Raw genomic sequence first — 15,458 nt, 5'->3', positions numbered from 1 at the left:
AGATACATGCTGAAACCGATTCCCAATAAATTAGATCTGCCGGCCATTGACCGTGAACTGCTGGCCTTCTGGAAGCAGGAACACATTTTCGAGCAGTCGGTCGCCAAGCCCGCGCCCCTCGGAGATTTCGTATTTTACGACGGCCCTCCCGGAACCAACGGCGTGCCCCACGTCGGGCATATGATGCAGTCAGCCCTCAAGGATCTGTGGCCGCGCTTCAAGACCATGCAGGGCTTCCGCGTGCTGCGCAAAGCCGGGTGGGATACCCACGGCCTGCCCGTGGAGATGACCGCCGAAAAGGCATTGGGCATTTCTTCCAAGGCTGAAATTGCGGAAAAGATCGGCGAGCAGCGCTTCATCGACGAGTGCCGCAAAACCGTCTTCCGCTACAAGGAACTCTGGGAAACGGCCATCAGCAAACTGGGCCGCTTCGTGGATCTCGAGCACGCCTACGCCACCTATCAGCCGTACTACATTCAGTCCGATTGGTGGACACTCAAGCAGGCATGGGATCTCGAGCTGCAGGGCGAAGCCCGGGAGCGCGCCCTCAAACTGGAGCAGTCTCCTCGTTACCTGTATCGCGATTACCGCGTGATGGCCTACTCCCCGCGCACAGGAACAACCCTTTCCAATTTCGAAGTCGCGCAGGGCTATCAGGATGTCACCGACCTCACGCTCTATGTGAAATTCCGCGTCAAGGGCGAAGCCAATACCTATCTCACCGCATGGACCACGACTCCGTGGACGCTGCTATCCAATCTCGCAGTCGCCGTCGGCCCCGACATTGAGTATGTGACGGTAGAACTGCTGGAAGATTGCGAAGCAGGCAGGTCCGGCGACAAACTGATTCTCGCTCAGGCAAGGCATCACGCCATCGCGCCGATGCTCGGCAAGCACCATCTGGTCGGACATCATCTGGGCCGAGAGCTTGCGGGAATGCCCTACGAGCCCATGTGGGAGTGGCTGCCCGCCGATCATGAAACCGCCATGCGCGTTATCGCCGATGAGTATGTGACCACCGAAGACGGTACGGGACTTGTCCATCTGGCCTATTATGGCGAAGATGACTTCCGCATCCTGCGCAAGAACGGCGTGCCGCTGGTGCTGGCCGTCAACAGCGATGGCCGCGTCGCCGACTTCGTGACGCCCTTCGCCGGGCGCTGGTTCCGCGAGGAAGGTCTTGATGTCGACATCCTCAAGGCCCTCAAAGCAAAGAATCTGCTGATCGGCAAAGAGAAGTACACTCACAGCTACCCGTTCGACTACCGCACGGGCATGCCGCTGATGTATTTCCCCCGCCCCGCCTGGTTCATCCGCATGACCGCGCTGCGCGACATGATGCTCGAAGCCAACAGCCTCATCGGCTGGAAACCGGAGCATATCCGCGATGGCCGCTTCGGCAACTGGCTGGAAAATATTTCCGATTGGAACGTCACCCGCGAGCGCTACTGGGGAAGCCCGCTTCCCGTCTGGCAGACCGAGGATGGCAGCGAATCCGTCTGTATCGAGAGCATGGCCGAGCTTGAAGCTCTGGTCAAGAAGTCCGGCGGCACGCTGCCCCCTGACTTCGATGCCCACAAGCCGCAGATTGACCAGATCGTGCTGAAAAGTTCCGCTGGCCGCGACATGTTCCGCGAGAACTTCGTGCTCGACAGTTGGTTCAATGCCGGCCTCATGCCCTGGGGACAGTTCGGTTTTCCCGCCGAGCCCGGCAGCAGTGAACAGTTCCGCGCGCAATATCCGGCGGACTTCATCTGTGAAGGCCTCGACCAGACCCGTGGCTGGTTCTACACCCTGCTCGCCACGTCCTGCCTGATATCCAAGGCGCAGCTCGAAAAGGCAAAGAGATCCGGCAATGCCGCCGATGAACGCTACTGGTCCGATCCCCGCAACTGGTCCTCCTACAAGAACGTGATCTGCACCGAACTGGTGCTCGACCACGAAGGCCGTAAGATGTCCAAGTCCGTCGGCAATGTCGTGGATCCCTTGGGTCTGTTCGATAAATTCGGCGCCGATCCCGTGCGCTGGATCTTCTATTCGAGCAATCCGTGGAACGCCAAGCGCTTCGGCGAGGAGGAGATCGGCGACGCGATCCGCGCCGTCATTCTGCCCTACTGGAATTCCTATTCGTTCTTCGTGACCTATGCGCTGATCGACAACTATCAGCCGGGAGCCACGGGCAGCACCAGGCCCACGCTGATGGACCGCTGGATCGTCTCCGAATATCACCGCATGGTGGCCGATGTCACCGCGGCGCTGGAGATCTACGACGTCGCCACGGCGGCCACGGCGATTTCGCATTTCCTCGACTTGCTGACCAACTGGTACATCCGCCGCTCGCGCCGCCGCTTCTGGAAGTCCGAAAGTGACACCGACAAGGCCACGGCCTACGCCACGCTCTACGAGATCCTGTCCGGGCTGACCCATGTGCTGGCCCCCTTCCTGCCCTTCCTGAGCGAGCACATCTATCAGAATCTCGTGCGCGGCCTGAACCCCGCTGCACCTCAGAGCGTGCATCTTGCATCCTTCCCGGTCTCCGATACCACCAAACGGGACACCACGCTCGAAACACAGATGGACCGCGTGATGGAAGCCTTGACCCTTGCCCGCGCCCTACGCCAGGAGCGTAACCTCAAAGTCCGACAGCCACTTGCCAGCATGGTCTGGGTGGTCCCGGATGCCTCCACCGAAGAAGAACTGGCACCGTTCTTGCAGATTATCGCCGATGAATTAAATGTAAAATCGGTGAAACTGCGGCACGATGACAGGGACCTTGTGACTCGCAGCGTCACCGCCAACTTCAAGGTGCTCGGCAAACGGGTCGGAGGTCGTATGCAGTACGTCGCAAAGGCAATTGCTGCCCTGTCTGATGAACAGATTCAGGCGATTGAAATGGGTGGAACGTTCCAGTTCGAAGAGTTCGACCTGACGCGCGATGACATGCTCATTCGCCGCACCGAGCGTCCCGGTCTGGCCCTCAAATCCGATGGCTACATGACCGTCGCGCTCGACACGGAAGTCACCGAGGAGCTGGAAGCCGAAGGCCTGGCTCGGGAAGTGGTTCACCACATTCAGAACCTCCGCAAGCAGTCGGGCTTCGACATCACCGACCGCATCACGGTGGAACTGTCGACCGAATCTCCGCGGCTGAATGACGCCTTGAAGGCCTATCGCGACTACGTGTGTCGCGAAACTTTGGCCCGCCGGTTTGAGTTTAAAGATGTTGTAGACGGTGTGAAACTGGATTCGAACGGACATTCCTTGACCGTTTCCATCCATCGCAGTTCAGAGTGTTAAAGACAGAAAACGGTACCGAACCATAACGGAAGCGCCATGTCGGCAAAACCCGCGAACAAAGCCAAATCGGCAAAAAACAGCCCGCCTCCGACCCCGCAGGGTAACTGGCCCTCCGGAGAAAAGCCGCAGTTCTACTCTCCCGAATGGAAAGAGTACTTCCGCGATATTATCATGCGCAGGCGCAAGGATATTCTCCGCGAGCTGAATTATCTCCGTGAAACATCAATGGACTCCACTATTGATCAGTATTCCGGCGACAATTCCACCTATAGTTATCACATGGCGGACCAGGGGACGGACGCTCAGGAGCGGGAAAAAGCGTTCCTGTTCGCCAGCCGTGAGGGCAAAATGCTGCGGCTTCTGGATCAGGCCATCGAACGGATTGAGGCTGGAACCTACGGGTACTGTCAGGAAACCGGCGACCCCATCGAATTCAAGCGCCTTGAGGCGATTCCCCACGCCCGGCTCTCCATCGCGGCCAAGAAGAAGCACGAAGAAGACAATACCCCGCCCGAATGATCACTCCCTCTTCGGATTCGTTGTTAACCCCCGGGGAAACATCCGCACGCGCCAAAGTCTGGCCGTGGTTCGCCGGAGTCGTGGCTCTGGTGACCCTTGATCAGGTAACCAAGATTCTCGTTCGGGAATACCTGCAGCTTGGGCACCCGGTCCCACTTATCGGTGAGAGCCTCGTCCGGCTCACGTATGTCCTGAACCCCGGAATAGCCTTTGGTCTCGAGATCTTCGGCATTCGCTCGCTGCTGATTTTCGGCTGGCTGGCCGCGGTGATCCTGACCGTCTATCTGTACCGGCTCGCGCGTCACAAAGATGCCTTGCGCTGGCCGGTCATGCTGTTTCTGGCCGGAGCCATTGGCAACTCCATCGACCGGCTTCTGTTCAGTCAGGTCACAGACTTCGTGGACGTCGACATGCCGGATTTCATCATGGAACGGTTTGCCGTGTTTAACGTGGCCGATTCCTGCGTCACCGTTGGCATTGTCATTCTGGCCATTATTGTCCTTTTCGGACAGCGCAAAGTTGAGGAACGGCCAGCCCTCACCCCTGCCGCCGGACTTTCCGGCGCTGAAGAGCCATCATCCTGGGCAGACAACTCCAGTAACGGAGAATCTACAAGTAATTCCCAACGTAATGCCCAATCCTCCAGCCAACCCGGCTCCCTTCCTTCTGACGACCGCCCCGGCACAACAACGGGTGCGGATTGACCGCTTCCTTCAGCAGGCACTCCCGTCGATCTCCCGGCATAAGGTCCATGAACTGATTGACGCCGGCCTTGTGTTCGTGCAGGGCAAAGTGCCCAAGAAGTCCTATAAGGTTGGCCCCGACGAACGTATCGAGATTTTTTTCCGCGATCAGCCCCCCTCCGACGTCCGACCTGAAGACCTCCCGCTCGAATTTGTGTACGAAGATGACTATTTGCTGGTGGTGAATAAGCCGCAAGGAATGGTCACCCATCCCGCTCATGGCCACTTCAGCGGGACCTTAGTCAACGGCCTGATGCATCATCTCGGCATGGATGATGCCGGACCCACCATCCGCCCCGGAATCGTCCATCGTCTTGACAAGGGCACGTCCGGCCTTCTCGTTGTGGCAAAGAACGACAATGTACATCGCAAACTGACCGAACAGTTTTCGGCACGCACGGTGCGCAGAATGTACATGGCCCTCGTATGGGGGCGGTTTCAAGTCTCCGACGGCATTGTCGATGCCCCGCTCGCGAGGCATCCCGGCGACCGTAAACGCATCGCGGTTGCCCGGCATGGAGGCAAGACTGCCATCACGACCTTCCACGTTGTCGAAACATTCAGGGACACCACGCTTCTTTCTCTCCGGTTGAAAACGGGACGTACCCATCAAATCCGTGCTCATATGGAGTTCGAAGGCCATCCTCTGTTCGGGGATGTCACCTACGGCGGGCGGCATAAACGGCTGACCACCATGGCCGGAGCACGCCGGAAGTTCTACACGGAATTGCTGGAGAATATCGACGAAGCCGCACTCCATGCCCAGACCCTCGGCTTTCTTCACCCGGTTACAGGTGAGGATCTGGAATTCTCAGTGCCGCCTCCCGCCAATCTCACGAAGATCGTGGACTTACTACGTGAAGATGCGTACAAAAACCTTGACAATGATTGACAAAAGGACTATATTAGCGGTTTCTTGATGCGGTGTAAGGCCCATATTTCGAAAAGTTTCCCATGAAATCTATTCGCGGTCGCCTGATTCTTGTTCTAATCCTGATTGGACTTGGGGTCTATTACCTCTATCCGACGGTAAAATACCACCAACTGTCCCAACAGGAACAAAAGACCTTAGTCCAACTTTCTAACCTCTCTGGGATACCTCTCGATAGCCTCGCGGCGAACATTTATCGAGATGATGTGGACTACCGCTCCCAGATCGAGTCCTCGAGCCTTCCTCCGGAGCAGAAATCGGAGGCTCTGCAGAAGCTTGACTTCATGCGCGGAGAATTCGCTCAGGATATCAAGGATTACCGCCCCAGAGCCATTAAGCTCGGTCTGGATCTTCAGGGCGGCATGTATCTCGTGCTTGAGGTGGATATTGTCAAGATGCTGGACAATATCGCCAAGGGTAAGGATGATGCCTACGACCGGCTCCTCACGGAGTTGCGGTCCCGCACCCAGGGCACTGATGTGGACGTGTTCGACGTGTTGAAGCAGATTGCCTCGCGCGACCACACGTCACTGAACCGCTATTGGGGCGACCCCGGTCAGAGTGATGCGGCTGTGATCACCGCCTTGTCCAAGGCCGCGGAAGATGCCGTAGACCGCTCGCTGCAGATCCTTCGCAATCGCATTGACCAGTTCGGTGTTTCCGAACCCTCCATTGCCAAGTCCGGCAACCGCCGCATCATTCTTGAGCTCCCCGGTGTCAAAGACCCGCAACGCGCGCTCGACCTCGTCGGCCGAACGGCATTGTTGGAGTTCAAGATTGTTCTCGATCCCGACCGCGCGCGTGACATCCTCACCAAGCTTGATCAGGGGATCGCCGCCCGTCAGGCCGGCGCTCCGCTGGACACCGTTGCCGCGAAAAAAGATTCCTCCGCTCTGGCCGCCGTTAAGACCGCAGGCGACACATCCAAGCTTGCGTCTTCCGATGCCGCCAAGAAGGATTCCGGCGCCACCGAGGCCAGCAAGCTCTTCAGTGAGACGGCCGGCGATACGGCAGTTTCCAACGACACGACCAGCCGCGCACATCCGCTGCTGTCGCTGTTCGTCGGCGGCTCCAACAACATCGTGGTCCCCCCGGAAAACAAGAGCCGCGTCGTGCGTCTGCTCAGTAGCCGTGAATATCAGAAGCTGATTCCCAGCGACGTACAGTTCATCTGGTCCGCCAAGGCCGTGCCCGAACGGCAGTCCGGTAAGGAAGAATGGGTGCTGTATCTGGTGAAGAAGCAGGCCGAAATGAACGGCTCGACGCTGGAAGACGCGCAGGCCAGCATCGGTTCGGGCTACGATCCCGAGCAGGCCGGCAAGCCCGTCGTCACGCTGAAGTTCAACCGTGACGGTGGCCGCATCTTCGCCCGCGTCACCGGCGCTAATGTCGGCAAGCGCATGGCCATTGACCTTGATGACAAGGTTTACATGGCTCCCAATATCAAGGATAAGATCTCCGGCGGTAGCGCCATTATTACCGGTCTGGCGGACATGTCGGAAGCGCAGGAAATCGGCATCGTGCTGCGTTCCGGCGCCCTGCCTGCCCCGGTCCACGTCGTCGAAGAACGCACGGTGGGTCCGTCTCTCGGACGTGACTCCATCGCGGCGGGCCAGTTGTGTCTGTTCCTCGCGTTTATCTCCGTCGCACTGTTTATGGGCTGGTACTATCGCCTGTCCGGCGGTCTTGCCGACCTGGCGATGGTGATCAACGTGTTCCTGCAGCTTGCGATTCTCGCCATGTTCCAGTTCACGCTCACCATGCCGGGTATTGCGGGTATCATTTTGACCATCGGTATGGCCGTAGATACCAACGTACTGATCTTCGAACGTATCCGGGAAGAGTTGCGGCTGGGCAAGACCATTCGCGCCGCGATTGACACCGGTTTCGCCCGCGCCTGGACGACGATTATCGACTCGCACGTGTCGACCGCTATCGCGGGCATCGTCCTGCTGATTTACGGATCCGGTTCCATCAAGGGATTCGCCTTGACCCTCACCGTCGGGATCACGGTCAACCTGTTCGCAGCCATCGTGATCACACGCGTGGTGTATGACATCTACACCGAGAAACGTCAACTCAAGACCCTGAGTATCTAATGCCTCACCTGTTTCCCAAAACCAATATCAAGTTCATCGAGGCCCGCTGGGTCTGCATCACGATCTCGATCATTATCATCGTGGCAGGCATCGTCTCCATGGCAATTCGCGGGATGAACTGGTCCATTGACTTCACGGGCGGTCTGGACGTTCAAGTACGGTTCGACAAACCCGTGTCCGATGGTCAGGTCCGTGACGCTCTGACCGGTGCGGGCGTGGACGAAGTCAAGACGATCTCCGGACTGGGCGCGCGCGAGGAAATGTCCATCCGTATGAAATCCTCGGAGAACAGCAATCAGGTCGTGCAGCAGATCCGTTCGAAACTCGAGGCGGCGTTCCCCGGCAATCCGGTCGAGGTGCGTAATGTTCAGGTTGTCGGCCCCAAGGTCGGACGCGAACTGCGCGGACAGGCCCTCCTCTCTGCAATCGTAGCCATGGTTCTGCTGCTCGTCTATATCTCGTGGCGATTCGAGTTCAAGTTTGCCGTTGGCGGCGTCGTGGGTCTGTTCCATGACACCATGCTGACCTTGGCTTTCCTCTCTTTCTTCGGGTATGAGTTCTCGCTCTCTGTACTCGCGGCGATTCTCACCCTCATCGGCTACTCGCTCAACGACACCATCGTGGTCTATGACCGTATTCGTGAGAACCTGAAGAAGCTTCGCAGCGTGAACCTTGCCTCCATTATGGATCTCAGCATCAACGAAACACTGTCCCGTACCGTCATCACCTCCTTTACCGTGTTCCTCACCGTGCTGGTGCTGTTCATCTGGGGCGGCCCGGTGCTGCGCGGCTTCAGCTTCACCATGCTTATCGGTGTGATCACGGGAACCTATTCCTCGATCTATGTATCGGCGCCTATCGTGCTGGAATGGGCGGAGAAAACCGCCATTAAAGGCAAAAAACGGTAAGTTCGCTCTGAAAACCCCTCGCAGCCTCGCGAGAGCGAGGCTGTTTTGTTCTAAGGACTCTCACCTATGGTCACCATAGCCCTCGGCGCTCAATGGGGAGATGAAGGCAAAGGCAAGATCGTAGACTACCTCAGTGCGGACGCCGATGTGGTGGCCCGCTATCAAGGTGGCGCGAATGCCGGCCACACGGTCGTTCACGAAGGAAAGAAGATCGTGCTGCACCTGCTCCCCGCCGGAGTACTGTGGCCCAATACGGTCAATCTGATCGGTGCCGGCGTGGTTGTGGACCCCGTCGCGCTGCTCACGGAAATTGCGCAGGTGGAAGCGGCAGGCATCTCGCTGGCAGGTCGGCTGTTCGTCAGCCATCAGGCCCACCTGATTATGCCTTACCACAAGCTGCTCGATCAGCTTTATGAAGCCGAGAATGGCCGCACCAAGATCGGCACCACCGGTCGCGGCATCGGCCCCGCTTACGTGGACAAGCACGCTCGCGTCGGCATCCGCATCGTCGATCTGCTCGATCCCCAGTGCCTCCGCGACAAGATCCAGTCCAATGTGCAGGAAAAGAACCGCCTGCTGGCCAAGATCTTCGACAAACCGGAACTGAATGTCGAGGCCATTGTCGACGAATACCTCGCCTTTGACAAGCGGATCGATCCATTCGTCAAGGATGTGTCCGTCCTTCTCGCCGATGCCCGGCATGCCGGCAAGCGCATTATCCTTGAAGGCGCGCAGGGCACGTTGCTGGACGTCGACATGGGAACCTATCCCTTCGTCACATCGTCCAATCCCACGGCGGGAGGCGCGTGCACAGGGCTCGGAATCGGTCCGCGCCACATTGATCGTGTTATGGGCATCATCAAAGCCTACACGACCCGTGTCGGTGAAGGCCCCTTCCCCACCGAGTTGGCAGACAACGAGGAAGGCGTCAATCTCCGCGAACGCGGTGATGAATACGGCGCGACCACTGGACGCCCCCGCCGCTGCGGCTGGTTTGACGGCGTGGTGGCCCGTTTTTCCGCCCGTGTCAACAGCGTGGATTCGTGGGCCATCACCAAGCTCGACGTGTTGACGGGTATCAACCCCATCAAAGTATGTGTGGCTTACGCCGAAGAGACCCGCACCTATCGCCACTTCCCGTCCGATTCGCGCATCCTGTCCAAAGTCAAGCCCGTTTACGAAGAGCTACCTGGTTGGGATGAACCACTTGGCGATATTCACACCTTTGCCGACCTCCCCAAGGCCGCCAAGGACTACCTCGAATTCATTCAGGAATTCACCGAAGTCCCCGTCGCCATGATTTCCGTCGGCCCGTCCCGCAACCAGACCATTACAAAGTAAACTCAGACTTTTTTTTCGCTTTTCGCTTTTCGTTTTTCGCTTTTTGTTTTCCGTGAGAGCGTAGCTCAGTAGGTAGAGCATCGCCCTTTTAAGGCGGGTGTCGCGGGTTCGAGCCCCGCCGCTCTCACACACAAGCGACCCGTGGTACCCCTTACCACGGGTCGCTTTTTTACGACATCAGCGGGCACGCGCTTTGCCAGTTTTCTCCGGTGATGCATGCCAACTTCCCACTGACCACCGCCATTGAGAACCGGAAGAATATTTTTCATCCGGCTCCGCTGGCGACATTGCGCCCCGGAATGGGCGCGAGTTTCGAACTCTATCTCGGCATGCCGGGACGCGGCGGGATCCGTTACCTCCTCTACAAAGCCGCCGAGTTCGAGTTTACCGACAAAAAGCGGCGCGAACTCATCGAGAACGGCGTTAAGACTCTCTATGTGCGGGATGAAGACGCCAGCGACTATTATACCTATGTAGACCGCACCGTCGGCCAGGTGCTGGCCTCCGATCAGATGTCGCCCGCCGAAAAGTCCGCGGTGCTCTACGAGACGTCGCAGTCCCTGATCAAATCCACCTTCGAGCGCCCGCAATCGCCGCTCATCATGTCCGCCAACAAGAAGGTCGTCGCCCATACGGTGGCCTCCATCACGGCGGATCCCGCCATGCTGCGCACGATGGTGTCGCTCTTTTCCTTCGACTATTCCCTCTATTCCCATTCGGTGCACGTTTCGGTGCTGGGGACAGGTTTGGCTTTGGAAACAGGCACGTGGACGGAGTCGGAGATCCGCGACATCGCCATGGGGTTTCTGCTTCACGACATCGGCAAATGCCAGGTTTCCGCCGACATTCTGCGCAAGCCCGGCATGCTCTCGCCATGGGAAATCCGCCAGATGGAGAAGCATCCGGAGCTGGGTGTAAGCCTGATGGCCGGCCACCCCAATATGCGCCCGGAAGTGATTGAGATTATCCGCAACCACCATGAGCGCCTCGACGGCAGCGGCTACCCGCGCCATCTGCCCTCCCATGCGATCCCCCTCGAATCACGCATCTGCAGCGTGGCCGACGTGTTCGACGCCTTTACGTCGCATCGCGTCTACAAACCCGCCATGAGCGGCTACGAGGCCCTGAAAACAATCCTCGGCAAGATGGCGCACGAGCTGGATGATGAGATTGTGCATCTCTTGATCCATCGCCTCGGGCCAAACGCAACCCGCATCGTTTAGATCCGGAAACCCATTAAGTGTTCCCCGTATCCGCCGATAATGTAACTGAGAACATTATTTTCTGTGGAACGGACAACGGGCGAACCATGAGTCTCAAGCGCGATCTACATTATGACACCGGACCCACCACCGCGAGAACCGTGGTGCATGTCAGTGAGGTCATGCGGCAGATCGAACTTATGTCCGGAATCCGCAAGCGGATACGGGAAGGGTATTACAATCGCCCGGATATTCTTACGGAAGTCGCGGAGCAACTTAGCCGCCGCGTCAAATCCTGAAGCATACCCACGCACCTGAGTACAACAAGCCACCGGTTAACGGTGGCTTGCTTTGTTTGGAATCCACAGTACGTTGGGCTACGGCGCCTGAAACTCGCCGCGCCGTGTCAACAGAAACGTCAATCCCGCGGCAACGGCGGTTTCGGCGCGCAGCCGTCTCCGTGCCAGAATCAAGGGCCGGCACCCCGCCTTCAGCGCGACGTCCACTTCGGCGTCGGTAAAGCCTCCTTCCGGCCCCACGATCACCATCGAGCTGTCTGCGGCGGTCGCAGCGGGCATCGTTCCTATCTCCCGCATATCTTCGAAAGGATGCGCAAGAAATTTCATGCAGCCCGCCGGAATGGATGCCAAGGCCGCCTCAAGGCTGTTTTTCAGCACAATCTGCGGCAAGCGCGCCCGCCCGCACTGCTTGATCGCGGTAACCGTGATCCTCCGCAGCTTGACCAGTTTGTCCTCCCGCAGCCGCCCTTCGCTGCGCTGCCCGTGAAACAGAATGATCGTGGACGCGCCCAGTTGCGTCGCGGCGTCGATGATTTCGCGGTTGCTGTCGCCTTTCAATACCGCGGCGCACAGAAGGATGGGCCGCACCGGCTCGCCGAAGAACGGCAACTCATGGAGGATCTTCAGACTGTGATCCGGCAACACCAGACAGCCATAGACCATGCCCTCGCCGTCCGTGACATAGACTTCGTCCCCGGCGGCGATCCGGCGCACGCGGAACAGGTGGTGCGCTTCATCCTCCGGAGGCACAATCAGATCATCCACTCGGGCCGCCGGCGGTGCATACACAAACTCGCCCCATTCCATCGTCACCATCGAAAGCCTCCCACCATTTCGCCGAGGGTCACCCAGCGGGTCTTGTGTTCGAGTTGAAACTGGCGCAGCACGCGGGCATTCATATCCAGAAACAGTCCCCGGTAGCCGGTCTTGCGCAGCGTGACCATTGGCCCATAGGTTCGCACGTCCTGGAAGACAAGTTGCGCCGTCCGCGTAGACGTGCCCGGAAACCGCTCGCCACGCCGGCTGTCCCACAGCACGCCCGTGCCTGCCTGCAGCGAACGCGTGACGTTCATGATCATCTCCAGCGATGCGGTCACCGAGCGTGTCTGGTCGCTGCGCTCTTCGGTGAAGGACGACCAGAAGAGCCTGCCGAATTCCTCCTGCTGCCACAGGACCTTCCCGCTCAGACCGAACCGCGACATCAGATCAAACCCCACGCTGTCGCCCAGCAGCACGCGGCGGTGCACCGTGGAACGCGACGTGCGCGGGTCGAGATCATAGTCATAGGCCTGGTAGTTCGCCGATACGCTTGCCGTCACCGTCTGCTCAAACGTCTGCGTCGGCCTGTGCCGGATGGAGGAGCCCAGCAGAAACAGACGCGTCCAGCGATTGTTGGCGCTGCTCTGCCGGAAAATGTACACCAGATGATCGAGCTGCGTCAGGCCGTGCAGTTCATAGACGAAGGTCTTCAGAAACGGCCTGGACACCATTGCTTCCAAATTGTATCGCAACTCGTCGCGGTCATCGTAGTTGGAGGTGCTGCGCGTGTCCAGGGAGTACTTCGATACCGATGCTCTCGCGTTCAGCGTCGTGTGTCCCGCCAGAGCAAGCTGTCCCTGCAGCGCCAGATCGCTCTTGTGTCCCTGCAAGATGTCGCCGCGGATGTTCTGCGTGATCGTGCGCATTCCCAGTTGCAATTCGCCCGATGCAATGCCGCTCTCCGCCTGCAAGGCCGACGTGAATCCCGCCTGATTCTCCTCCAGCGATGAGGTTGCCGCGTCGGGCTGGCTCTGGTCCGTCTTTTCGCGGACGATATCCCCGCCCATTTCGACTCTCATCCCGCGCGAGATGCTGTAACGCAGCACGTCTTTGAGAGTATAGCCCTTTTCCACCCGCCGCCCGGTGCGTCCGCTGGCATCCAGATACACGTCCTGATTCAGAGACGTAAACGACAACTCCGCGCGGTTGCTGTTGCCTTCGAAGAACTCGCGGTAAACTTCGTAGCGGCCCTTGACATCCTCGCTGTTGTGGTGCCGGGGCGTCTCCCGGTCATAGTCCAGAGACAATGACTGGTCGTAGCCCGCAAGGTTCCAGTGATCCAGCCCCAGATGCGTCCACACCCCCACACCGCTGCTCATCTGACCGATGCGCCGGTCCTGCACAGGGCCGATGCCGGCATCCGCCCGCAACGGTTTCCACGGATTGGCCGACAGACCCATTCCGCCCCGCAGAATCCGCACCGCAGCCGCGCTTTGCGTGGGAGCAAACACCGCGGCCTCCGCGTAGTCGTGGGCTCTCGGAAACAGATCGACGCGGGTCGGAATGCGCGCCGGCAAATTGTACGGCCGGTCATCTAAGTGTTCTCCCGATGCCGCCAGCCACGCGCTCGCCCAGCTTACCACAGGCTGGCTCATCCCCGCATACCACCGGCCATCCTGCCGCACGCGGTCCGTCTGCCCTTCCGGCGTCTGCCATTCCGTCTTCCACTGCGCGTTGGCATCCACCATAAACCGCATCGGTAGTTTCACCTGTGAATTCAGCCGCTCCGTGATCCGCAGAAACTCAATCCCCTTTTCTACCTGCACTCCGCTGCTGTCCGGCATGCCTATCGCCCGCGGCGGAGTCAACGCCGCCATCGCCGGCAGACAAAGCATAACGGCGCAATACGGCAACAGGATGATCTGGAGGATGCTTCGAAACACGCGGTGTGAGGAGTAGAGTGGGCTGAATAGAGAAAGTGACGGCTGTGTGGCAGCCGTCACCCGAAATGTCATCGCGGCATAAACAGACAACGGATTCCGCACGCGTGGAACCACGCAGTCTCCACGCAGAACCCCTTTGCCGCCGAGCAGGCGACATAGGTGCAGGGCTTAGCCCTGCTCAGGCGCTCTTGCGTTTCTTGAGCGGGATAAGCTTCGGCTGTTCCCGGCGCTCAATGGTTCCGGCGGTAATAATCACCTCGCCGATATCCTTGGCGCTGGGGATCTCGAACAAAATGTCCGTCAACGCTTCTTCCGTGATCGACCGCAGGGAACGTGCGCCGGTCTTGCGCTGTTGTGCCCGGGCGACAATCGCCTTCAGCGATGGATCGTCGAAGGTCAGCTTTACGCCTTCCATTTCGAACAGCCGCGCATACTGCTTGACCAGGGCATTCTTCGGCTCGGTCAGGATTCGCAGCAAGGCTTCATCCGACAGCGGATCCAGCACCGACACCACCGGCAGGCGTCCGATCAACTCGGGAATGAGACCGAACTGGTGCAGGTCTTCGAAACTCACCTGATGCAGCACCTGGTCCGCCGCCTCGCCTGTCTGCACGTCCGCACCGAAGCCCATGCGTCGCTTGTTCACGCGCCGCGCCACAACTTTATCCAGACCTTCGAACGCGCCGCCGCAGAGGAACAGAATATTCTTCGTGTTCATCTGGATCAGCTTCTGCTCGGGATGCTTGCGTCCGCCCTGCGGCGGCAGTGACGCCACGCTGCCTTCGAGAATCTTCAGCAGGGCCTGCTGCACGCCTTCACCCGACACGTCGCGGGTAATCGAGACGTTGGATTCCTTGCGCGCGATCTTGTCGATCTCGTCGATATAGACGATGCCCATCTCGGCTCGCGCCAGATCATAGTCCGCCGCCTGCAGCAGCCGCACCAGCACGTTTTCCACGTCCTCGCCGACGTACCCCGCTTCGGTCAGCGTGGTCGCGTCGGCAATGGCGAACGGCACTTGAAGGAAGCGCGCCAGCGTCTGCGCCAGCAGCGTCTTGCCCGTGCCCGTCGGTCCGATCAGCATGATGTTCGACTTTTCCAGCTCGACGTCCGAGCCGAAATCCTCGGCGCTGATCCGCTTATAGTGATTGTGCACGGCCACCGCGATCTTGCGCTTGGCGTCGTCCTGCCCGATCACATACTCGTCGAGCTTGCGCTTGATCTCGATCGGGATCGGAAATTTCTCCAGCGGCAGCACCCGCCGGCTGCCCCGCGACAGCGCCACGATCTGGTGCGCGTGCTCGACGCACACGTCACAGATAGCGATGCCGTCGTGGTGCTTGATCAGCGTGTTGACCTGGCGCTCCGTGCGTCCGCAGAACGAACAGAACTGTTCGACGTGTTCGTTTTCAGTCAA

The 15,458-nt window shown here is 58.9% G+C and carries 12 protein-coding genes and 1 tRNA gene; 10 read left to right on the top strand and 3 right to left on the bottom strand.

The annotated features are described in order from the left end of the window. Window positions 1-6 precede the first annotated feature (6 nt). The 10 genes from VGL38_10555 (at window position 7) to VGL38_10510 (ending at window position 11,339) form a co-directional block, all read left to right on the top strand. Complete coding sequence (locus tag VGL38_10555) at window positions 7-3,297, top strand: class I tRNA ligase family protein (protein ID HEY3295868.1); 3,291 nt, start codon at window positions 7-9, stop codon at window positions 3,295-3,297. 36 nt (window positions 3,298-3,333) lie between these two features. Further along, window positions 3,334-3,816 carry a TraR/DksA family transcriptional regulator gene (locus VGL38_10550; protein ID HEY3295867.1) on the top strand — a complete coding sequence of 161 codons (483 nt, stop codon included), beginning with the start codon at window positions 3,334-3,336 and terminating at the stop codon, window positions 3,814-3,816. Then, window positions 3,813-4,520: a signal peptidase II gene (lspA, locus tag VGL38_10545; protein HEY3295866.1), complete on the top strand. Its 708-nt coding sequence runs from the start codon at window positions 3,813-3,815 to the stop codon at window positions 4,518-4,520. Before VGL38_10550 ends, lspA begins: the two co-directional genes overlap by 4 nt. Beyond that, the gene (locus VGL38_10540; GenBank protein HEY3295865.1) at window positions 4,447-5,451 is read left to right on the top strand and encodes an RluA family pseudouridine synthase; all 1,005 of its coding nucleotides are present in this window, start codon (window positions 4,447-4,449) and stop codon (window positions 5,449-5,451) included. The genes lspA and VGL38_10540 overlap by 74 nt, the downstream gene beginning before the upstream one ends. Before the next feature lie 62 nt (window positions 5,452-5,513). Beyond that, the gene (gene secD / locus VGL38_10535) at window positions 5,514-7,589 is read left to right on the top strand and encodes a protein translocase subunit SecD (protein ID HEY3295864.1); all 2,076 of its coding nucleotides are present in this window, start codon (window positions 5,514-5,516) and stop codon (window positions 7,587-7,589) included. After that, on the top strand, window positions 7,589-8,497 hold the full coding sequence (gene secF / locus VGL38_10530; protein ID HEY3295863.1) for a protein translocase subunit SecF: 909 nt from the start codon (window positions 7,589-7,591) through the stop codon (window positions 8,495-8,497). The genes secD and secF overlap by 1 nt, the downstream gene beginning before the upstream one ends. A gap of 66 nt (window positions 8,498-8,563) precedes the next feature. Further along, window positions 8,564-9,838 carry an adenylosuccinate synthase gene (locus VGL38_10525; protein HEY3295862.1) on the top strand — a complete coding sequence of 425 codons (1,275 nt, stop codon included), beginning with the start codon at window positions 8,564-8,566 and terminating at the stop codon, window positions 9,836-9,838. Between the two features lie 54 nt (window positions 9,839-9,892). Continuing rightward, window positions 9,893-9,965, top strand: a tRNA-Lys gene (locus VGL38_10520). Window positions 9,966-10,050: 85 nt separating this feature from the next. Then, window positions 10,051-11,061, top strand: a complete 1,011-nt coding sequence (locus VGL38_10515) for an HD domain-containing phosphohydrolase (protein HEY3295861.1) — start codon at window positions 10,051-10,053, stop codon at window positions 11,059-11,061. Between the two features lie 86 nt (window positions 11,062-11,147). Next, complete coding sequence (locus tag VGL38_10510) at window positions 11,148-11,339, top strand: hypothetical protein (protein HEY3295860.1); 192 nt, start codon at window positions 11,148-11,150, stop codon at window positions 11,337-11,339. Window positions 11,340-11,417: 78 nt separating this feature from the next. Here VGL38_10510 and VGL38_10505 read toward each other — a convergent pair whose 3' ends face one another. The 3 genes from VGL38_10505 to clpX all read right to left on the bottom strand — a co-directional run bounded on the left by VGL38_10505 (window position 11,418) and on the right by clpX (window position 15,458). After that, window positions 11,418-12,155, bottom strand: a complete 738-nt coding sequence (locus VGL38_10505) for an RsmE family RNA methyltransferase (protein HEY3295859.1) — start codon at window positions 12,153-12,155, stop codon at window positions 11,418-11,420. Then, on the bottom strand, window positions 12,149-14,155 hold the full coding sequence (locus tag VGL38_10500) for a hypothetical protein (protein ID HEY3295858.1): 2,007 nt from the start codon (window positions 14,153-14,155) through the stop codon (window positions 12,149-12,151). The genes VGL38_10505 and VGL38_10500 overlap by 7 nt, the downstream gene beginning before the upstream one ends. Window positions 14,156-14,219: 64 nt before the next feature. Continuing rightward, window positions 14,220-15,458, bottom strand: a complete 1,239-nt coding sequence (gene clpX, locus VGL38_10495; protein ID HEY3295857.1) for an ATP-dependent Clp protease ATP-binding subunit ClpX — start codon at window positions 15,456-15,458, stop codon at window positions 14,220-14,222.

The organism is bacterium (assembly GCA_036504735.1).
Taxonomy (GTDB): Bacteria; Electryoneota; RPQS01; order RPQS01; family RPQS01; genus DASXUQ01.
Note: the sequence above shows the minus strand (reverse complement) of the source record. Positions and strands in the feature narration are given on the sequence as shown.

Bases quoted from the DNA above. Each gene is read 5' to 3' on its own strand.
- VGL38_10555 (HEY3295868.1), top strand. From the start codon at position 7: ATGCTGAAACCGATTCCCAATAAATTAGATCTGCCGGCCATTGACCGT.
- VGL38_10540 (HEY3295865.1), top strand. From the start codon at position 4,447: ATGCCCAATCCTCCAGCCAACCCGGCTCCCTTCCTTCTGACGACCGCC.
- VGL38_10550 (HEY3295867.1), top strand. From the start codon at position 3,334: ATGTCGGCAAAACCCGCGAACAAAGCCAAATCGGCAAAAAACAGCCCG.
- VGL38_10505 (HEY3295859.1), bottom strand. From the start codon at position 12,155: ATGGTGACGATGGAATGGGGCGAGTTTGTGTATGCACCGCCGGCGGCC.
- VGL38_10525 (HEY3295862.1), top strand. From the start codon at position 8,564: ATGGTCACCATAGCCCTCGGCGCTCAATGGGGAGATGAAGGCAAAGGC.
- VGL38_10515 (HEY3295861.1), top strand. From the start codon at position 10,051: ATGCATGCCAACTTCCCACTGACCACCGCCATTGAGAACCGGAAGAAT.
- secF (HEY3295863.1), top strand. From the start codon at position 7,589: ATGCCTCACCTGTTTCCCAAAACCAATATCAAGTTCATCGAGGCCCGC.
- VGL38_10510 (HEY3295860.1), top strand. From the start codon at position 11,148: ATGAGTCTCAAGCGCGATCTACATTATGACACCGGACCCACCACCGCG.
- secD (HEY3295864.1), top strand. From the start codon at position 5,514: ATGAAATCTATTCGCGGTCGCCTGATTCTTGTTCTAATCCTGATTGGA.
- lspA (HEY3295866.1), top strand. From the start codon at position 3,813: ATGATCACTCCCTCTTCGGATTCGTTGTTAACCCCCGGGGAAACATCC.